The following is an 18,855-nucleotide window of genomic DNA, read 5'->3' as shown; positions in this document are numbered from 1 at the left end:
CCATGCTTATTGCTCTGTTGGTGATGCTGGCATTCCTCGCCATCGGCACCCACGTCGCCGTGGCCCTGGGGCTGGTGACCACCGGCCTGATCCTGTTCGTTGCCGGGGTGCCGACCACGGTGATCGCACAGACCGCCTTCAAGTCGGTGAACAGTTATCCACTGATGGCCATTCCCATGTTCGTACTGGCCGGCAACCTGATGATGCGCGGCAATATCGCCGAGTTGCTGATCCAGTTGGTTGGCAGCGTGGTGCAGGCGGTGCGTGGCGGCCTCGCGCTGACGGCGATGATCGCCAGCGTGTTCTTCGCTGCGGTGTCAGGCTCCAGCGTGGGTTCGGCAGCGGCCATTGGCGCTTCGACCGTCGGTGGCCTGACCAAGGAAAATTACCCACCACGTTTCTCGGCGGCCATCGTCGCGGTGGGCGGCACCCTGGGTCTGATGATCCCGCCATCTTTGGGCTTCATTCTGATCGGCTCGATCGTCGGCTTGCCGGTGGACCAGCTGTTCATCGCCGGTGTGCTGCCGGGGTTGATGGAGGCCTGCCTGCTGATGGTGGCGGTGATGTTCTTCTCGCGGCGCAACGGCTATGGCGCCCAGGCGCAACGTGCTGACTGGCGCGCTTTCAGCCGCCGTTTGCCAGGTGCCGGTGCGGCCTTGCTGATGCCGGTACTGATCCTGGGCAGCATCTATACCGGTTACCTGACCCCTACCGAGGTCTCGGCCTTCGCCGCCGCCTATGCCGCGATTCTCTGCCTAGTGGTGTACCGCAGCGTGACTCTGGGCGGCATCTGGGACGTGGCCCGCGACTCACTGCTGCAGACCACCATGATATTCGCCGTGGTCATGGGTGGCAGCCTGGTTGGCTTCGCCCTGGCCCGCATGGGGGTATCAGCCAGTTTGGTTGCGATGGTCGGTGCCATGGACCTGAGCCCCTGGCAGTTCCTGATCCTGGTCAACATCGTGCTGCTGATTCTGGGCATGTTCCTCGATGGTATCGCCCTGATCGTGCTCACCGCACCGCTGCTGTTCCCGATCGCCACGCACCTGGGCATCAACCCGATCCACTTCGCCGTGATCATGGTGGCCAATGTCGAGATCGCCACCCTCACACCGCCCATCGGTCTGAACCTGTTCGTCATGGCCGGCATTTCCAAGCAGCCAGTGCATGAGGTGGCACGAGGCGTGTTGCCGTTCTACGGCGTGCGTTTGCTGGGGTTGGCGTTGATCACCTTCATTCCGGCGATCTCGCTGACGCTGGTCAACTGAGGAACAACCATAATGAATGCCTCCGCTGAACACTCCATCGCCGCCACCCTTGCCCAGTTCGCTGCAGGGCTGCACTACGAGGCGATTCCCGAGGCCGCCCGCGAGCGAGCCAAGCTTCTGATCCTCGATGCGGTGGGTATCGCCCTGGCTTCGACCGGCTACGAATTCGCCCAACGCACCTTGTCCGCCGCCCGTGAGCTGGGCGAGGGCGACAGCGACGTGATCGGTCTGGGTGCCAAGCTGTCGTTGCGTGACGCCATGCTGCTCAATGCCACGCTCGTCCACGGTCTGGACTTCGACGATACCCACGGTCGCGGCGTCATTCACGCCACGGCCAGTTGCTTTCCGGCCGCCCTGGGCATTGCCGCGAAATACCAGAGCAGTGGCCGGGAGCTGCTGACGGCCTACGTGCTGGGCATGGAAGTGGCGACTCGCGTTGCAGCGGTGGCCAAAGGCGGGTTCCATCAGGTCGGCTTTCATCCCACCGGGTTGATCGGTGCCTTTGGCTGCGCGCTGATCGCCGGCAAGCTGCAGCAGCAGACGGCCGCTCAGTTGGCGATGGCTCAGGGCATCGTGCTCAGCACCGCCTCCGGCAGCCTGGAGTTTCTCGAGGACGGCGCCTGGACCAAGCGCATGCATCCGGGCTGGGCTGGGGTGTCCGGGCTGACCGCCGCAACTCTTGCACGTCACGGTTTCACCGGCCCGCAGGCGGTTTACGAGGGGCGCTTCGGCTTGTTCAAGAGCCACCTGGGTGAGCGCGAGGCCGAATGCGATTACACCCTGGCCACAGCCGACCTCGGCGAGGTCTGGGAGGTCGGCGAGGTGGCGGTAAAGCCGGTGCCGGCGTGCCACTTCACCCATGCGGCGGCCGACTCGGCGGTGATCCTGCATGGCCAGGGTGTGCGCGCTGAAGACATCGTGCGCATCACCGCTCTGGTGCCAAAGGAAACCATCGGCATCGTCTGCGAGCCGCAGGCGGCCAAGCGCAAGCCGGCGAACAGCTACGAGGCGCAATTCAGTGTGCATTACGCCATCGCCAGCGGCCTGCTACGCGGGCGCTTCGGTTTACCGGATCTGGAGCCCGAGGCATTCACCGACCCGGCAGCGTTGGCGCTGATGGAGCGGATCGACTACCAGATCGACCCACAGTCGGGCTTTCCGCGCCATTACTCCGGTGAGGTACTGGTGACCCTCAGGGACGGGCGCGAGCTGCGGCACCGCGAGGCGATCAATCGCGGTGCTGCGGATCGTCCGCTGAGCAGCGCGGACATCGTCGCCAAGTTCCTCGACAACGCACATACCGCCGTGGCGCCGCAGCGCGCCCAGACCATCCTCGACGCCTTGCTCGACCTCGACGGAGGCAGCGCTCGCGCCCTGTCGCGCGTCCTGGCGGCCGCGGCCTGACCCCCAACAAGAACAATCGGGAGATACATCGATGAGCGAATATGACGAGCAGGAAAGCATGATCCTCGACGCCCTGGATCGCTTCCTGGAAACCGAAGCCAGGCCGTTCGTGCATGAGCTGGAGAAAAACGACATTTACCCCGAGGAAATGGTCGAGAAGATGAAGGCCATGGGCCTGTTCGGCTGCATCATCGACCCGCAGTACGGCGGCCTCGGGTTGTCCACCGCCACCTACGCGAAGATCGTCGAGCGCATTTCCTGCACCTGGATGTCGCTGTCCGGGATCATCAACTCGCACCTGATCATGGCCTCGGCGATTCAGCGCCACGGCACCCCCGCGCAGAAGGATCGTTTCCTGCCGCGCATGGCCAGTGGTGAGTTGCGTGGCGCGGTAGGCTTCACCGAACCGGATGCCGGCACCGACCTGCAGGCGATCCGCACCACCGCACGGCGCGAAGGCGACCACTACGTGGTCAATGGCGCCAAGACCTGGATCACCAACAGCCTGCACGGCGGCGTGGTGGCCCTGCTGGTGAAGACCGACCCGACCGCAGAGCCGCGCCACAAGGGCATGAGCTGGCTGATCGCCGAGAAAGGGCCGGGGTTCAAGGTGGCGCGCAAGCTGGAGAAGCTCGGCTACAAGGGCATCGACACCTGCGAGCTGGTGTTCGAGAACTTCAAGGTGCCGGTCGACTGCCTGATCGGTGGGGTCGAGGGCGTTGGCCTCAAGCAGGTGCTGTCCGGCCTGGAGCTGGGGCGTATCAATGTCGCGGCCCGTGGCGTCGGCGTGGCCCGCGCGGCGCTGAACGAGGCAGTGAGTTATTCACAGGTGCGCAAGACCTTTGGCAAACCGATCTGCGAGCACCAGGCGATCCAGCTCAAGCTCGGTGAAATGGCTACGCGCGTTGAAGCGGCGCGGCTGCTCACCGAGTCAGCCGCCAAGGCCTACGACAGGGGTGAGCGTTGCGACATGGAGGCCGGCATGGCCAAGTATCTGGCCACCGAGGCCGCGGTAGAAAACGCTCTGGAGTCCATGCGTATCCATGGTGGCTACGGCTACTCGAAGGAATACAACGTCGAGCGGCTGTACCGCGACGCGCCGCTGCTGACCATTGGTGAGGGTACCAACGAGATGCAGCGCATCATCATTGCCAAGCAACTGATCGAGAGGAACCCGGTATGAGCCTGCCCCTGGAAGGCGTGCGCATCGTCGCCGTCGAGCAGTACGGTGCCGGCCCGTTCGGTACCCAGCACCTGGCCGATCTCGGCGCCGAGGTGATCAAGATCGAGAATCCCGCCGATGGCGGTGAAATCGGCCGGCATGTCGGCCCCTATTACTTCGAGGAAGGCGACAGCCACTTCTATCAATCCTTCAACCGCAACAAGAAGAGCGTCACCCTCAACCTCAAGAACCCCGAGGAAAAGGTTCAGCTGATCGAGTTGCTTAAAAGCGCCGACGCGCTCTACGACAACCTGCGCGGCGACCTGCCGGAAAAGCTCGGGCTGACCTACGCGCAGCTCGCCCAGCACAATCCGAAACTGGTTTGCTGTCACCTGTCCGCCTATGGCCGTGAAGGTGCACGCAAGGCCTGGCCGGGTTATGACTACCTGATGCAGGCCGAGGCCGGTTATTGCTCGCTGACGGGCGAGCCGGGTGGGCCGCCGGCGCGCTTCGGCCTGTCGATCATCGACATGATGACCGGCACCACCGCGGCCCTGGCGCTGGTCTCGGCACTGGTCGGCGCGCGTGCCACGGGCATTGGCCGCGATGTCGACGTGAGCCTTTACGACGTGGCCATGCACAACCTCAACTACCTGGGCACCTGGTACCTCAACGAAGACGTGAAGACCGAGCGCACACCGCGTTCGGCGCACCCGTCGCTTACCCCCAGCCAGCTGTACAAAACCCAGGATGGCTGGATGTTCATCATGTGCAACAAGGAGAAGTTTTGGGCGGTGCTGGCCAATCTGATCGGCAAGCCCGAGTGGGCCAGCAGCGATCAGTACGGTAGCTTCAAGGCACGCCTGGCCAACCGCGACCAGCTGACCGCCGATCTCGATGCGGTGCTGATGCAGCAGCCGACCGCCTACTGGCTCGCGCACTTTGGCGGCCAGGTACCGGCAGCACCGGTCAACGATGTCGGTCAGGCCCTGGATAACCCCTTCGCCCATGAGCAGGGATTGATTTTCAGCGTCGAGCACCCGGTGCGCGGTACGATCAGGACGCTCGCCTGTCCGATTCGCTGCGCGGGCGAGACCTTGCCCAACCGACCGGCCCCGCGGCTAGGTGCGCACAACCAGACGATCCTGGGCGCTTTGCGCGGCAAGGATGCCAACTACTCGAAGCCTGCAGGAGTGAGCTGAGATGAACCAGGAATTGCCCTCGCTGTTGTCCGGTGGACAACCCCGCTATCTGATCCTGGCGCAAGCGCTGATGGAGGCGATCAAGGCGGGCCGTTATCCCCTGAACAGCCTGTTGCCCACCGAACATGAGCTGTGCAAGCAGTTCAATGTCAGCCGGCATACGGTGCGCGAGGCAACTCGTCGGCTCAATGAGCTTGGCCTGATCAGCAAGCAGCAGGGCGTCGGCACCCGGGTCAAGGCGACTCAGCCGGCGTCACGCTACATACAGGCGAGCGAAGGGATTTCCGACCTGCATCAGTATGTGCGTGACGTGCGCATGGAGCTCAGCGGTACCGAGGAGGTCAGCGCCGACGAGGAGCTGGCCGAGTTGCTTGAGTGCAAACCTGGGCAGGTCTGGGTACGGGCGATTGGCGTGCGTCATCGTGAGGGTGATAGCGCGCCGCTGGCGCGTACCCTGGTATACGTGCCGCGTGCCTACGGCGCAGCGCTGGAGGGATTCGGGGATGGCAAGACGCCGATCTACGAACTCCTGCAGCGGCGTTTTGGATTGCAGATGGCGGAGGTACGCCAGACCATCAGTGCGGTGAGCCTGGAACCCGAGTCAGCGCGTGCTCTGCACGTTGAGCCCGGCTCGCCGGGCCTGCATATCGTGCGCAAGTACTACGGCGGCAACGATGAATTACTCGAGGTGGCGGTCAACGTGCACCCGGGTGAACGCTTCAGCTACTCCATCACCCAGCGGCTGATCTGGCAGGGCAGCTCCGGTGAATAACAGTTACGCGGCGTTGGCGGTCACCCTGGCGATTCAGGCCCTGGTGTCCATGGCTTCGTTCACCGTGCCGGTATTGGCGCCTGTGGCGCTGCCGGATCTGGGTGGTAGCCTCGCCCTGGTTGGTTTGTTCGTGGCGCTGATCTACCTGGGCGCGATGATCTCCAGCCTGCTCAGCGGCAGCTGGATTCTGCGCTTCGGTGCTATTCGCGTCAGCCAGGTCTGCTTGCTGCTGTGCGGTGCTGGTCTGGCCATCGCCGCCGGTGGCCAACTGTGGTGCCTGGTGATCAGCGCACTGGCGCTGGGTGCCGGTTACGGCCCGGTGACGCCGGCCAGTTCGCACATCCTGGCGCGCACCACACCGCGCCACCTGATGGGCTTCATGTTTTCCCTGAAGCAAACCGGCGTGCCGATTGGTGGGGTGCTCGCCGGCATGTTGGTGCCCAGCTTGGTGGGGCTGATTGGCTGGCACGGCGCACTGCTGGCGGTGGCTCTAGCCTGTGCACTGATGGCGCTGGTCGCCCAGTGCGTGCGTGAGGCGCTCGACGATGACCGTAGCCAGAGCCCGGCGCCGCGGCGTGATCCGTTCAAGCCGCTGCGGCTGATCTTCGCCATGCCGCGCATGCGCAACCTGGCGTTGTGCTCGTTGCTGTTCGGGGCCATGCAGCTGTGCCTGACCACCTATCTGGTCAGCTACCTGACCGAAGATTACGGGCTGGCACTGGTTACCGCCGGGGTGATTCTCGCCCTCACTCAGGGCGCCGGGGTGGTTGGCCGGCTGCTGTGGGGCTGGGTGGCCGACCACTGGTTGGAACCGCGCCGGCTGCTGCCGTTGCTGGCCCTGCTGATGGCGATTTCCTCGTTGCTGACCGCTGCCTTCACCCAGAGTTGGCCGCTGTCCCTGGTGGCCGCGGTGAGCATGTTGTTCGGCGCCACCGCCATTGGCTGGAACGGTGTGTACCTGGCCGAAGTGGCGCGCCTGGCGCCTACCGGGACGGCCGGGCAATACACTGGCGGCACCTTGTTTTTCACCTATTTCGGTGTGGTCGCCGGCCCGCCGCTGTTCGCCGGGGTGACTCACTTCAGCCATTCCCTGGCCAGCGGCTACCTGCTGTTCGGCGGGCTGATGCTGGCGATCGCCCTGCTGCTCTGGCGCTTCGCCGGCGCCCCTGCGCCGCGCTGCGACACAGGCTGACGCTTCCCCGTCACCACTCATCCGCCCATCAACTCAATTACGTGGAGACCTGCCATGGCAGCCCGCTCGTACCTGTTCGTCCCCGGCGACCGTCCGGAACGCTTCGACAAAGCCTGCGCCGCTGGCGCCGACGTGGTGATTCTCGACCTCGAGGATGCCGTCACGCCCGACCGCAAGGCCGAGGCGCGCGAGGCCATTGGCAGCTGGCTACAGGCCGGCGGCCGCGCCTGGGTGCGCGTCAATGGCAGTGATACCGAGTGGCACCTCGATGACTGTTCGCTGCTGGAGATGCCTGGTTTGCTCGGTGTATCGCTGCCCAAGGCGGAAAGCGCTGACCAGCTCGCCGCGCTAGCCGAACGCCTGCCCGAGCCGTTGCGGATTCTGCCGATCGTCGAGAGCGCCCGTGGCGTGTGGAACGCCGAGCAGATCGCCACCGCGCCCAAGGTGCAGTGCCTGGCCTTTGGCTCTGTGGATTTCCAGGTCGACACCGGCATTCTCGGCGACGGCGAAGAACTGCTGTTCGCCCGCTCGCGCCTGGTGATTGCCTCGGCTTTGGCACGCATCGGTGCGCCGGTGGATGGCGTGACACTGGATCTGGCGAATCTCGACTTGCTCGCCCGTGACGTGCAGCGCGCCCGCCTGCAAGGTTTTGCCGGCAAGCTCTGCGTGCATCCCAAACAGGTTGCGCCGATCAATGAAGGCTTCCGGCCTGCCGAGCATGAGCTGCAGTGGGCGCGCCAGGTGCTGGACACGGTGGCAAACCACAGTGGCGTCGGCGCCATCAGCCTGAACGGCAAGTTGATCGACCTGCCGGTGATCCTGCGCGCCGAGCGTATTCTGGAAAATCTCGCCTGAGCGCTGGAGACTCGACCATGCCTGCTTCGCTTTCAGCCAATACCCAGGCCCGCCAGCACCTGCTCGATATGGCCCGCCAGCTGTTCGCCGCCAGGGGCTTTCATGCGGTCAGCCTGCGCGAACTCGCGCAGGCGGTGGGGCTGCAGGCGGGATCGCTGTATAGCCATATCCACAGCAAGGAAGCGCTGCTGGAAGAACTGATCGAAGAGGGTTACGAGCAGCTGATCGACAGCGCGCAGCTTCGCTTGCGGCGCGTCGAGCCGGGTAAGGCGCTGGCGGCTTTCCTTCGCCATCATCTGGCCTTCAAGTTCGAAAACTCGGATTGGTATGTGCTCGCATCCCTCGAGAGCCGCCACCTCAACGGCGAGGCCCAGTACGAGTTGCAGGCGCTTAAAGTCGACTACGCAGCGCTGCTCGAACGGCTGCTGCAGGCGCGTCTGGCGGGGCGCGGCGAGAGTCGCCGCGTGGCCGCGGTGGCCCGTCAGACGCTGTGCCTGCTGGATGGCCCGCCCGATAGCGACGGTATGAACCTGGATGACTGGATCGAGGGTCTGGAGCGCCTGCTAGTCGATCGACTACGCCGCTAGTGGGCAGTCTTGTGAGCGGCGACGCTGTTCAGTGCTCCGGCAGGTTGGCGAAGATGCTCGCCAGCACCTGATTGAGCTTGCGCAATTGCGCTTCGGTCAGGCCTTCAAAGCTCTTGTGGAACAGCTCGTCGGTGAGCTCGTGCATGGCGAAGAAGGCCTTGCGCCCGGCTTCCGTGAGGGCGACCTGGGTAACGCGGCCGTCCTGAGCGCTCTGGCTGGTTTCCACCAGACCGTCGTCCTTCATGCGGTAGACGATCTTGGTGATGGTCGACAGCTTGGCCACGGCGTGTTCGGAAATTTCCGAAATGCTCGAATTGTCGTTTTCGAACAGGATGTTGAGCACGCGCCAGCGCGGAATGTCGAGGTCGATGCGCTTGAGCAGTTTCTCCATGGCCAGGGAGTAGCGGCCGTACACGCGCGCCAGCCAGTAGAAGGGAAATTCTTCCTTGTGGAAATCTTCGCTGGCGGGGTTGTAACGGCTGCGGCGTTTCTTGGCGCTGGACATGAATGGGCTGCTTTATGAAAGTCGACGGGCAATCATAGACATTTCTACTAAATCCGGCACCCGCCGGGCTGCGCGTCAGGGTGACGCATTGTTGCAGCCTCGCAACCTTCCGCACTGTTTGTGCCGGGCGGCTGCAGTGTGCGGCCGGGCGAATGATTCAGGCTTGTCATTGCCTGCCAGAAACTGTGCTCTACCAGCCGCTGTAGCAACGCAGCAGTTCAGCTTTGCTGGGTCTGCACCCGGTAGTCGCGCGGCGAGACGCCGTACTGGCGCTTGAATGCTCGGGAGAAATGCGCCGAGTCGGTAAAGCCCCATTTGTAGGCGATGGTGGTGATGCGCAGGCTGTCGTCGAGCAGGTCGCGGGCGCTGTATTCCAGGCGCTGGCGCTGCACATAGCGGCAGATGCTGTCGCCGTCGATTTCGAACTGCCGGTACAACTGACGTACCGAGATGTTCAGGCGCGCGGCCAGCTCGGTGGGCGAGGGTGCGTGGGGCAGCGACTCCTGAATCAACTGCTCGGCCATGCGCCGCAACGGGCGGCCGCGAGGGGTATCGGTCTGGTCCTGCAGGCAGGGCTGCAGCAGGCTGATCAGCGCATCCTGCACGGCGGCGCCATCCTGGGCATCGTGCGTGTATTCGTCCTGAGGCGCGGCAATCTGCGTCAGCATGCTGGCCAGCACGCGACCACTGAGGTTGCCGTGCTGCACCTTGCCAAAGCGTTTGGCGCGGGCCGGCAGTACGCGGTCCAGGGTGCGTCGGCACAGGTGTACAGACAGCTGATGCACCAGGCCCTGGGGGCACATTTCGAAGGTTTTTGCCGAGTCCAGCAGGGCGATATCGCCGGGCTGCAACACGAACTGCTGCTGGTCATGGTTGATCGCCATGACGCCCTCGCGCTGCATCACCAGAAAGTAGAACTGATCTTCGCCGCGATCCTGATTGGCGTGTTCGCGGCAGATCGACCGGGCGTTGACGTGGATGTCGGCAACGCTCAGGCCGCCCAGGTCGCGATGGCTGATATCGCCGATGAATTCGCTGTGCGCACGCTGGGTAACGAAACGGCCACACACGGCGCTGACGGCCTGGTTCCAGTGATCGAAATCGTGGGCTTTCTGCACGTTCAAGGTGCACCTCGAGGGCTTCTTCTAATCGTTATAGTGCGTATTGTGCAGAAACTGCACACATTACTAATCACGAGAATATTCAAGCATTTCTCGGGCCAGAAATGGTGTCTGATGCCACCGTGGTTGCGGCTGGAGTGCGCGGCAGAGTACGCGCGCATGGTGAGTGGAGGCGTTGAGCGAGGCGCCTTTCGTGCCGGGTGCAATCAGCTAGGCCAGGCGGAGATTGTCCCGGCCAATCTATTCAGCGGCTCTCCCGCTAGATGCGCTTCGAGGTTGCTGGATGAATGAGAAGCGTGCGTGCAATGCCTCAGTCCCCAGCAAACCTCCAACCTCGCCGGACAGCTATTTGTCCGCTGCCGGCGCCTGGAGCCAGATCCTCAGAGTGGAATGGCGATGTTCAACCAGAACTTGTCACCTTCGGGGCGGTTCTGCACATCGAACTCGTGCTGATAGTGGCTCTGGATATTCACGCCGTTCGCCGCGGTGTAGGTCAGCTGCGGGCCCAGGCCGATGGCGCGGCCCTTGAAGTCGCCGAATACCGTGCCCTCGCCGCTGTCACCGCTGATCTGTTTGTAGGCATAGCCACCCAGGCCCACGCCCCAGTTGCCAAAATGCTTGGCGACGACGAAATCGGCATGCAGCTCATTGCCGGAGCGGTAGTCGGTGTCACGGTTCTCGTAATTGTGGTCGAACATGGTTTTCATCGAGAACTCATAGCCGGCCGCGTTGCGGTAGGTGAAGGCGAACAGCGGTTCGAGGGTGACGTAGTTGCGGCCGATATTGGCCAGCTCGTTTTTGTCGTAACGGCCGGTGGGCAGGTAGATGTCCATGCCGACGATCCAGTGCCAGTTGCCGCTTTGCCAGCCGATGGCGAGCGGGTCGAAGATGAAGTCGCCCATGCCGGCGCGGCTTTGCCGGCCGCCAGCACCCAGGTTGACGTCCACGTCGGCGGCGACCAGAAACGCATGCATCGCCCAGTTGCCACCGAGGATCTGTTTGTCGGTGACGTGGATCGCGCGAAGGATGGTGGCGGCGGTGCTGACCTTGAAGTCGTCGAATGCCGGGTTGTCATTGGCGAATTTATCGGCGCTGTAATAAGTGTTGTAGCTGATCAGATAGGTGCCGGGCGGCGGCAGTGCGCCGGTCATGAAGCCCTCGCTGCCATTGGCGTAGGCGCCACCGCCACCTTCGGTGGCCAGGGCGTTTTGGCCGAGGGCGAGCAGGCTAAAGAGGCCGGGAACGATCAGGTGCTGTTTGGAGAGAATGCGCATGAAAAGGAGTTCCTCGAACTGATGTTCAGGCGAGCGTCAGCCTTGGCGCACGGTTGGCGCCAAAGCTGACGCGGGCAGTCAGGAGCGGCTGGGCTCGGCGAGCGAAGTGCTGTGGGCGCCGAGCAGCTGAGTGAGATCGAGCGTCTGCGCAGCTGGCGCATCGAGTGCCAGGGGCGCCTTGCCGAGAATGAAGTCGGCGCCGCGCTCACCCAGCATGATGGCCGGCGCATTGGTGTTGCCGCTGGCGATCTGCGGGCACACCGAGAGGTCGACCACCCGCAGGTTGGGCACGCCGTGCACGCGCATCTGCAGGTCGACCACCGAGTCGCCTGGCTCGATGCCTAAACGGCAGGTGCCGCCTGGGTGGTAGACGGTCTTGATGGACTTGCGCACGAAGGCTTCGATGCCGGCGGTGTCGCCCCAGTCGATGTTTTCGGGCGCGGTGATCTTCTTGATCAGGCTGCGCAGCGCCGGCTGCTGCATGAGCCTGAGACCTGCCTGCACGGCGCGAATCTGGCCTTGCAGATCCTCCGGATCGCCCAGGTAATTGGGGTCGATCAAGGGCAAATCGGCGGGGTCGGTGCTGCGTAGGCGCACCTCGCCACGGGCCTTCGGGCGCAGGTGGCCGACCTTGACGGTAAAGCCGTGCTCGGCGGCCGGGGCGACTTCGCCCGGGGTGTTGTCGAAGTTGTCCATCACCGGCAGGAACATGAACTGGATGTCCGGGCGGCCAATACCCTGAGTGTCGATGAAGCCGCCGCCTTCGAGAATGTTACTGGTCAGCAGGCCACTGCGAAACGCCAGCCACTGCGCCATGTGCTTGATGCCGCGTAAGCCCTTGTCTTCGCCAAGGATGCTGTTGGGCTCGTGAGTGGTGGCGTTGAGCGACAGGTGCAGGTGATCGTGGAAGTTCTCGCCGACCGGCAGGTCGACGAGCGTCTCGATACCGTGCTCGGCGAGATGCTCCTTGGGGCCGACCCCGGAGAGCATGAGAATCTTCGGGCTGCCGAAGGCGCCGGCGCTGAGGATCACTTCTTCACGCGCTTTGGCGGTGGTGGGTGCGCCGCCTTTCTCGCTGAAGATCACGCCGGTGGCGCGGCCGTGCTCGATCACTACCTTGTGCACCAGGGCGTCGGTCACCACGCGCAGCTTGCTGCTGTCGCGCACCGATTTCAGGTAGGTGCGCGCGGTGCTGGCGCGGGCGCCGTTGCGGGTGGTGGTCTGGTAGAAGCCGACGCCTTCCTGAGACGCGCCGTTGAAGTCGTTGACGTAAGGCAGGCCCATTTCCTGGCCGGCACGCACGAAGGCCATCGTCATCGGGTGCCGATAACGGTTCTCGCTGACCGGCAGCGGGCCGTCCTGGCCGTGGTATTCGCTACCCAGGCTCTCGTTGGCTTCGGCACGCTTGAAGTAGGGCAGTACGTCGCGGTAGCCCCAGCCCGGGCAATTCCAGTCGCTCACCCAGTCGTCGTAATCCTGCTGCTGGCCGCGGATGTAGATCATCCCGTTCACCGAGCTGCCGCCGCCGAGCACCTTGCCCTGGGCGATGATCATCTCGCGGTTGTTGCAGTGCTTTTGCGGCACCGTCATGTACGGCCAGGATTTTTGCTGGAACACCTGCACCACGGTGGCCGGCATGGTGTGGAAGGGGCTGCTGTCCTTGCCGCCTGCCTCCAGCAGCAACACGCTGCCGGCGCTTTCCTGGATCAGCCGGGCGGCCACTACGCAGCCTGCCGAGCCTGCACCGATCACGATGTAGTCATATTCCTTCATGGGCGAATCTCTCTCTGCTGGCCCGCTCAGCGGGTTATGCAGATCATTCAAACTGCTACGGCCAAGTAAAAATTGTTCCTCGCAGTCAGTTTTTTGCACCTGCTTGCCAACCGAAACCCGCCGCGGGTGCAAGGGTTCACCAGGGCAGCGCGCGCTCGGCGCGCAGCTTGCGCACCATGGCGGCGAAGAAGGTGTCGGCGAAGCCGCTGTCGCGGATCAGCATGGCGGTGAGATCTGCGCATTTCTCGGCGACGCCTTCTTCCAGCGGGTGGTCCTCGCCACCCAGGGCGCCGGCGGCGCACTGGTTCTCGGCGGCGCGCTGCACGGTCCAGAGCAGGAAGAAGGTCTTCTCGATGCTGCTCTCGCCCACTGCGATGCCGTGGTTGCGCAGCACCAGAATGTGCTTGTCGCCGAGGCTGTCGATCATCCGCGTCTTCTCGTCATCGAACAGGGTGATGCCTTCGAAGGTGTGATAGCCGATGCGGCCGTAGAGCTGGGCGCCGTAGAAATCATCATGGGTGAAGCCGCGCTTTTTCTGCACCACGGCGGAGATCGGTGTGGTGTGGGTATGGATCACGCACTGGATGTCATCGCGGGCGCCGTGCACGGCGCTGTGCAGGGCGAAGCCGGCCGGGTTGCCATGGTAGTCCGAGGGCTCCAGCTTGTTACCGTGCAGGTCGACCTTGAGCAGGTTGGCCGGGGTGATTTCGCTGTAGTTGAGGCCGAATGGATTGACCAGGTAGTGGTGCGCCGGGCCGGGCAGGCGCGCGGAGATGTGGTTGAAGATGGTCTCGGTCCAGCCGAAGTAATCCACCAGGTGGTAGCAGTGGGTGAGCTTGACGCGCAGCGCCCATTCTTCTTCGTTGCAGTGGGCGGGCTTGCCGGTAGCGTGAGTGGTGTTCATGGGGCGGTCTCTTGAGTCAGTGAGCGATTGGCTGTTCGCCGCGAAAGCGCGCCAGTGTGAGAATGTCCTGGGTGACCGGCATGCCGAGCCCCTGGTAGCCGGCGAGCTCGATTACTGCATCGCCAATGGCGGCCAGCTCCAGTGGGCGACCGTGTCCGTAGTCCTGCAGCATCGAGGTGCGCACCGCGCCCATGTCGGCGCCCAGCTTCATGAAGGTCTCTGGGTCGAAGGCGATGCGCGCGCCGTAGGCGGCGGCGATCAGCAGGGTTTCCTGGATGATCTTGGCGACCACGCCACGCAGGTCGGCGCGGCCATACAACTGTTCCAGGGTCGCGCCGGTGATTACCGACAGCGGGTTGGAACTGAGGTTGGCGATGATCTTGGTCCATAGCGGATCGCGGATATGCTCGCTGGCGCGGGCTTCGATACCGGCCTGCTCGACCAGCGCGCGAACCCAGTGCAGGCGGTCGCTGAGGCGCCCATCCGGCTCGCCGAGAATCATCAAGTGCGGATTGTCCGAACGAGCCACGCCGGGCGCCTCGCTCTCGGCGGTGATGAACACCACACAGCCAAGAATCCGCTGCAGATCGAGTGCCACGCTGAGCGCGCCGTCCGGATCGACGGCCTGCACCTGGCGCCCGGCGAAACGCCCGGGCAGGCCATGGAAGTACCACCAGGGCACGCCGTTGACCACCGGCACCACCACGGTTTCAGGGCCGATCAGCGGCCCGAGCGTGGGCAGCAGGCCGGCCAGTGCTGGCGCTTTGGTGCAGATGAAGATCAGGTCCTGCTCACCCAGTTCGGCGGCGCTGTGGCTGGCGTTCACCGGGCTGTGGTGGCTGCCGTCGAGGTCAGTCAGGCGCACGCCGTTATCACGCAGCGCAGCCAGGTTTTGCCCGCGGGCCAGCACATTGACTGGCTGGCCGCTGGCACCGAGCCGCGCAGCCAGCGTGCAGCCGATGGCGCCGGCGCCGACGATACATACGCGGCGGTTGGTGGGTGATGACATGGCGATTCCCTTTGGCCAGTGTGTTGAAGTGAGTGGCGCCGAGGGTCTGTACGAAAAGTCTCCGAGCGAAGGTCAGGCGAGGCAAAAATCGGTGAGGACGCGGAGTTTACGAGCTGTAAATGAGCAGTCCGAACCGATTTTTAACGAAGCATCACCGAGCGCAGGTACTTTTCGTACAGAGCCTAGCCGGCGAGCATTTCCTGATGTTTGCTGGCCAGGCCCAGGTAGGCCTCGATCACCCGCGGGTCATCGGCCAGTTCGGCGGCCGGGCCCTGCATGGCGATCTGCCCGGTTTCCAGCACGTAGGCGTAGTCGGCCACGCGCAGGGCGGCGCGGGCGTTCTGCTCCACCAGCAAGATCGACACGCCCTGGCGGCGCAGGTCGGCGATGATCCGGAAGATCTCCCGGGTAATCAGCGGCGCCAGGCCCAGGCTCGGTTCGTCGAGCATCAGCAGCTTGGGTTTGGCCATCAGCGCGCGGCCCACGGCGAGCATCTGCCGTTCGCCGCCGGAGAGCGTTGCAGCCAGTTGCCCGCGGCGTTCGTGCAGGCGCGGGAACAGGCCGTATACCTCGCTCAGGGTCTTGCGCCAGTCGCGGTCGCCCTGGCGCACGCGCTGGAAGGCGCCGAGCTGCAGGTTGTCTTCCACGCTCATGCTGTTGAACAACTCGCGCTTTTCCGGCACCAGGCCCAGGCCGCGGCCGACCAGCACCTCGACCTCGGGGACGGCTTCGAGCGACCCGTCGAAACTGACCTGGCCACGCGAGCCGAGCACGCCCATGATCGCCGACAGCAGGGTGGTCTTGCCGGCGCCGTTGGGGCCGATCACGGTGACGATCTGCCCTTCGCCAACGCTCAGGCTGGCATTGCTCAACGCCTCGACCTTGCCGTAGGCCACGCACAAGTCCTTCACGTCGAGCAGGGTGTTACCGGGTTGATTGCTCATGGTCTTCACTCCGCTCCGCCCAGGTAGGCTTCCAGTACCGCCGGGTTTTTCTGCACGTCATCCGGCAGGCCTTCGGCGATCTTCTGGCCGAATTCCATCACCACCACGCGGTCGACCAGGCCCATCACGAAGTCCATGTCGTGCTCCACCAAAAGGATCGCCATGCCTTCGCCGCGCAGCTTGCGCAGCAGGTCGGCGAGCGCCTGTTTCTCCTTGTGGCGCAAGCCGGCGGCGGGCTCGTCGAGCAGCAGCAGGCAAGGGTCGGCGCACAGCGCGCGGGCGATTTCCAGGATGCGTTGCTGGCCCAGCGCCAGGCTGCCGGCTTCCTCGTAGAGGTAGTCGCCGAGGCCGACGCGTTCGAGCTGACGGCGCGCTTCACGCAGCAGCTCGGCTTCCTCGCCGCGCTCGCTGTGCAGCAGTGCCGGCACGATGCCCTTGTCGCCGCGCAGGTGGGCGCCGATGGCGACGTTCTCCAGCACGCTCATGGTCGGCAGCAGTTTCACGTGCTGGAAGGTGCGGCTCATGCCGAGGCGGGCGATGCGCCGCGAGGCGATGCCGTTGATGCGCTGGCCGAGGAACAGCACGTCGCCTTCGGTGGGGGTGTCCACTCCGGAGATCTGGTTGAACAGCGTGCTCTTGCCGGCGCCGTTGGGGCCGATCAGGGTGAGGATTTCGCCAGCGTGGATGCTCAGGTTCATACGGTCGTTGGCCACCAGGCCGCCGAAACGCTTGGTCACCTCACGGGCTTCGAGAATCAGCTCGCCGCTCGCTGGTAACTGCCGCCGCGGCAACTCTGGCGGCTGTTCATCGGCCTTGGGTGCACCGCCGCCCTGGCGCCAGCGGGCTGGAGTCAGGCGTACCAGCAACGGCCACAGGCCACCCGGCGCGCGCTGCATGAGCAGCACGATCAGCAGGCCGAAGACGATGGTTTCGTAGTTGCCCTGGCTGCCCAAAAGCATCGGCAACCAGTCCTGCAGCCACTGCTTGAGCAGGGTCAGGATGCCGGCACCGAGCATGGCGCCCCACACGCTGCCCACGCCGCCGATTAGCGCCATGAACAGGTACTCGATGCCCATGTGCAGGCCGAACGGCGTGGGATTCACGAAGCGCTGGTTGTGGGCGTACAGCCAGCCGGAAAGGGCGGCCAGCAGCGCCGAGATGACGAAGATCACCATCTTGGCGCGGAAGGTATTCACGCCCATCGACTCGGCCATCACTTGGCCGCCCTTGAGCGCGCGGATCGCCCGGCCTTCACGGGAGTTGAGCAGGTTCTGCACCAGCAGCATGGCCAGCAGCAGGATCACCCAGATCAGGTAGAACATCTTCCAGCCCTTATCCAGCACCAGGCCGAACAGCGAGAAGGGCGGCAGGCCGCTCATGCCGGTGTGGCCGCCAAGGCCGTCCAGGGTGCCGAACAGGTAGTAGAGAGAAATGCCCCAGGCGATGGTGCCCAGTGGCAGGTAATGGCCGGACAGCTTCAGGGTCAGGGCGCCGAGCAGCAGCGCCACCGTGGCGGTCAGGGTGATGCCGACCAGCAGCGCCAGCCACGGCGAGCCACCGGCCCACGCCAGCCAGGCGGGCAGCTGCTCGGTGGCGGTCAGGTAGGCGCTGGTGTAGGCACCGAGGCCGACGAACGCCGCCTGGCCGAAGCTGGTCATGCCGCCGACGCCGGTGAGCAGCACCAGCCCGAGCACCACCAGGGTGTACAGGCCGATGTAGTTGAGCAGAGTGATCTGGAAGGTCGGCAGCGCCAGGGGCGCGATGCCGAGCAGCAGGACGAAAACGAACAGCAGGGCGCGCAGGTTCATTCTTCTTCCTCCACGTGACGGCTGGTGAGCGAGCGCCAGAGCAGGAACGGAATGATCAGGGTGAACACGATGATCTCTTTATAAGTACTGGCCCAGAACATCGAGAAGGCTTCGATCAGGCCGACCGCGAGGGCGCCGAGGGCAGCCACCGGGTAGCTGACCAGGCCGCCGATGATGGCGCCGACGAAACCCTTGAGGCTGATGACGAAGCCCGAGTCGAAATACAGGGTGGTGATCGGTGCGATGAGAATCCCCGACAGCGCGCCGATGAAGGTCGCCATGGCGAAAGTCGCCTTGCCCGCCAACGTCGGCGAGATGCCCATCAGCCGTGCGCCCATGCGGTTCACCGCAGTGGCCCGCAGCGCCTTGCCGTAAATGCTGCGCTCGAAGAACAGGAACAGGCCGATGATCAGCGCCAGCGACACGGCGATCACCCACAGCGTCTGGCTGTTGAGGGTCACCGGGCCAAGCTCCAGGCCGGCTTCGGAGAACGGCTGGGTACGTGCGCCTTCCGGGCCGAACAGCAGCAGGCCGACGCCGACCATGGCCACGTGCACGGCGATGGAGACGATCAGCAGCACCAGCGGATGGGCGCCGGCCACTGGCTGGAAGAACAAGCGGTAGATCTGTGGGCCCAGCGGCACCACCAGGGCCAGGGTCAGCAGCGCCTGCAGGGCCATCGGCAGCTCGGCCAGTGGCAGATTGCGCACCAGCAGCACCATGGCCACGGCGTACAGGAGCTTCACCGGCACCCAGCGCGGCAGGCGGAAGGCGTGGCTGCTGCGCAGCGCACCGATCAGGTCGAGGCTGCAGTCGATCAGGGTCAGACCGAGCAGCAGCCACACCAGCGCGGTCGGCTGACCGGCCTGCAGGGCGGCCATGGTCAGCGCGCCGTAGGTCACGTATTCACCCTGGGGGATCAGCAGAATCCGGGTCACGGTGAACACCAGAAGAATGGAGAGCGCCAGCAGCGCGTAGATCGCGCCATTGGTCACGCCATCCTGGCCGAGCAGCAGGGCTATCTGGAAATTCATGGGGGCAACATCCTTCGCATGCAGGGCTGGGCGCGCGCGCG

The 18,855-nt window shown here is 64.4% G+C and carries 17 protein-coding genes; 8 read left to right on the top strand and 9 right to left on the bottom strand.

From position 1 onward, the window contains the following. The first annotated feature begins 2 nt into the window (after positions 1-2). The 8 genes from PVA39_RS22310 to PVA39_RS22275 are packed head-to-tail and all read left to right on the top strand — an operon-like array spanning position 3 to position 8,442. Entirely contained in the window at positions 3-1,268 is a 1,266-nt protein-coding gene (locus PVA39_RS22310) for a TRAP transporter large permease (RefSeq protein ID WP_274125920.1), read from the top strand. Positions 1,269-1,280: 12 nt separating this feature from the next. Continuing rightward, the gene (locus PVA39_RS22305; RefSeq protein WP_274125919.1) at positions 1,281-2,672 is read left to right on the top strand and encodes an MmgE/PrpD family protein; all 1,392 of its coding nucleotides are present in this window, start codon (positions 1,281-1,283) and stop codon (positions 2,670-2,672) included. 31 nt (positions 2,673-2,703) lie between these two features. After that, entirely contained in the window at positions 2,704-3,855 is a 1,152-nt protein-coding gene (locus PVA39_RS22300) for an acyl-CoA dehydrogenase family protein (RefSeq protein WP_274125918.1), read from the top strand. Continuing rightward, on the top strand, positions 3,852-5,036 hold the full coding sequence (locus PVA39_RS22295) for a CaiB/BaiF CoA transferase family protein (protein ID WP_274125917.1): 1,185 nt from the start codon (positions 3,852-3,854) through the stop codon (positions 5,034-5,036). The genes PVA39_RS22300 and PVA39_RS22295 overlap by 4 nt, the downstream gene beginning before the upstream one ends. Before the next feature lies 1 nt (position 5,037). Continuing rightward, entirely contained in the window at positions 5,038-5,808 is a 771-nt protein-coding gene (locus PVA39_RS22290; protein WP_274125915.1) for a GntR family transcriptional regulator, read from the top strand. Beyond that, positions 5,801-7,000, top strand: a complete 1,200-nt coding sequence (locus PVA39_RS22285; protein ID WP_274125914.1) for an MFS transporter — start codon at positions 5,801-5,803, stop codon at positions 6,998-7,000. The genes PVA39_RS22290 and PVA39_RS22285 overlap by 8 nt, the downstream gene beginning before the upstream one ends. A gap of 54 nt (positions 7,001-7,054) precedes the next feature. Further along, positions 7,055-7,855, top strand: coding sequence for an HpcH/HpaI aldolase/citrate lyase family protein (locus PVA39_RS22280; RefSeq protein WP_274125913.1), 801 nt, complete (start codon positions 7,055-7,057; stop codon positions 7,853-7,855). 17 nt (positions 7,856-7,872) lie between these two features. Further along, a complete protein-coding gene (locus tag PVA39_RS22275) occupies positions 7,873-8,442 on the top strand; it encodes a TetR/AcrR family transcriptional regulator (RefSeq protein WP_274125912.1) in 570 nt (189 codons plus the stop codon). A gap of 28 nt (positions 8,443-8,470) precedes the next feature. Here the strand turns inward: PVA39_RS22275 and PVA39_RS22270 are convergent, their stop codons facing one another. From PVA39_RS22270 to PVA39_RS22230, 9 genes are all read right to left on the bottom strand, one after another. Further along, entirely contained in the window at positions 8,471-8,947 is a 477-nt protein-coding gene (locus PVA39_RS22270; RefSeq protein WP_093506590.1) for a MarR family winged helix-turn-helix transcriptional regulator, read from the bottom strand. 218 nt (positions 8,948-9,165) lie between these two features. Continuing rightward, the gene (gene feaR / locus PVA39_RS22265; protein WP_147176140.1) at positions 9,166-10,071 is read right to left on the bottom strand and encodes a transcriptional regulator FeaR; all 906 of its coding nucleotides are present in this window, start codon (positions 10,069-10,071) and stop codon (positions 9,166-9,168) included. A 377-nt stretch (positions 10,072-10,448) separates the two neighbouring features. Then, positions 10,449-11,342 carry a SphA family protein gene (locus tag PVA39_RS22260; RefSeq protein WP_274125911.1) on the bottom strand — a complete coding sequence of 298 codons (894 nt, stop codon included), beginning with the start codon at positions 11,340-11,342 and terminating at the stop codon, positions 10,449-10,451. Positions 11,343-11,420: 78 nt separating this feature from the next. Further along, positions 11,421-13,115, bottom strand: coding sequence for a GMC family oxidoreductase (locus PVA39_RS22255; RefSeq protein ID WP_274125910.1), 1,695 nt, complete (start codon positions 13,113-13,115; stop codon positions 11,421-11,423). 136 nt (positions 13,116-13,251) lie between these two features. Further along, positions 13,252-14,019, bottom strand: a complete 768-nt coding sequence (locus PVA39_RS22250; RefSeq protein WP_274125909.1) for a class II aldolase/adducin family protein — start codon at positions 14,017-14,019, stop codon at positions 13,252-13,254. Between the two features lie 16 nt (positions 14,020-14,035). Next, on the bottom strand, positions 14,036-15,028 hold the full coding sequence (locus PVA39_RS22245) for a ketopantoate reductase family protein (protein WP_274125908.1): 993 nt from the start codon (positions 15,026-15,028) through the stop codon (positions 14,036-14,038). Positions 15,029-15,210: 182 nt separating this feature from the next. Then, the gene (locus PVA39_RS22240; RefSeq protein ID WP_274125907.1) at positions 15,211-15,972 is read right to left on the bottom strand and encodes an ABC transporter ATP-binding protein; all 762 of its coding nucleotides are present in this window, start codon (positions 15,970-15,972) and stop codon (positions 15,211-15,213) included. Between the two features lie 5 nt (positions 15,973-15,977). Next, positions 15,978-17,780: a branched-chain amino acid ABC transporter ATP-binding protein/permease gene (locus PVA39_RS22235; RefSeq protein ID WP_274125906.1), complete on the bottom strand. Its 1,803-nt coding sequence runs from the start codon at positions 17,778-17,780 to the stop codon at positions 15,978-15,980. Beyond that, positions 17,777-18,814 carry a branched-chain amino acid ABC transporter permease gene (locus tag PVA39_RS22230; RefSeq protein WP_147176133.1) on the bottom strand — a complete coding sequence of 346 codons (1,038 nt, stop codon included), beginning with the start codon at positions 18,812-18,814 and terminating at the stop codon, positions 17,777-17,779. Before PVA39_RS22230 ends, PVA39_RS22235 begins: the two co-directional genes overlap by 4 nt. Positions 18,815-18,855: the final 41 nt, after the last annotated feature.

This window comes from Pseudomonas sp. CNPSo 3701, assembly GCF_028674975.1.
Classification (GTDB): Bacteria; Pseudomonadota; Gammaproteobacteria; order Pseudomonadales; family Pseudomonadaceae; genus Aquipseudomonas; species Aquipseudomonas straminea.
The sequence above is the reverse complement of the archived record's forward strand: the minus strand, read 5'-3'. Positions and strand labels throughout refer to the sequence as shown.

Bases quoted from the DNA above. Each gene is read 5' to 3' on its own strand.
- PVA39_RS22310 (WP_274125920.1), top strand. From the start codon at position 3: ATGCTTATTGCTCTGTTGGTGATGCTGGCATTCCTCGCCATCGGCACC.
- PVA39_RS22275 (WP_274125912.1), top strand. From the start codon at position 7,873: ATGCCTGCTTCGCTTTCAGCCAATACCCAGGCCCGCCAGCACCTGCTC.
- PVA39_RS22260 (WP_274125911.1), bottom strand. From the start codon at position 11,342: ATGCGCATTCTCTCCAAACAGCACCTGATCGTTCCCGGCCTCTTTAGC.
- PVA39_RS22250 (WP_274125909.1), bottom strand. From the start codon at position 14,019: ATGAACACCACTCACGCTACCGGCAAGCCCGCCCACTGCAACGAAGAA.
- PVA39_RS22255 (WP_274125910.1), bottom strand. From the start codon at position 13,115: ATGAAGGAATATGACTACATCGTGATCGGTGCAGGCTCGGCAGGCTGC.
- PVA39_RS22270 (WP_093506590.1), bottom strand. From the start codon at position 8,947: ATGTCCAGCGCCAAGAAACGCCGCAGCCGTTACAACCCCGCCAGCGAA.
- PVA39_RS22240 (WP_274125907.1), bottom strand. From the start codon at position 15,972: ATGAGCAATCAACCCGGTAACACCCTGCTCGACGTGAAGGACTTGTGC.
- PVA39_RS22235 (WP_274125906.1), bottom strand. From the start codon at position 17,780: ATGAACCTGCGCGCCCTGCTGTTCGTTTTCGTCCTGCTGCTCGGCATC.
- PVA39_RS22245 (WP_274125908.1), bottom strand. From the start codon at position 15,028: ATGTCATCACCCACCAACCGCCGCGTATGTATCGTCGGCGCCGGCGCC.
- PVA39_RS22280 (WP_274125913.1), top strand. From the start codon at position 7,055: ATGGCAGCCCGCTCGTACCTGTTCGTCCCCGGCGACCGTCCGGAACGC.
- PVA39_RS22305 (WP_274125919.1), top strand. From the start codon at position 1,281: ATGAATGCCTCCGCTGAACACTCCATCGCCGCCACCCTTGCCCAGTTC.
- PVA39_RS22230 (WP_147176133.1), bottom strand. From the start codon at position 18,814: ATGAATTTCCAGATAGCCCTGCTGCTCGGCCAGGATGGCGTGACCAAT.
- PVA39_RS22295 (WP_274125917.1), top strand. From the start codon at position 3,852: ATGAGCCTGCCCCTGGAAGGCGTGCGCATCGTCGCCGTCGAGCAGTAC.
- PVA39_RS22290 (WP_274125915.1), top strand. From the start codon at position 5,038: ATGAACCAGGAATTGCCCTCGCTGTTGTCCGGTGGACAACCCCGCTAT.
- PVA39_RS22300 (WP_274125918.1), top strand. From the start codon at position 2,704: ATGAGCGAATATGACGAGCAGGAAAGCATGATCCTCGACGCCCTGGAT.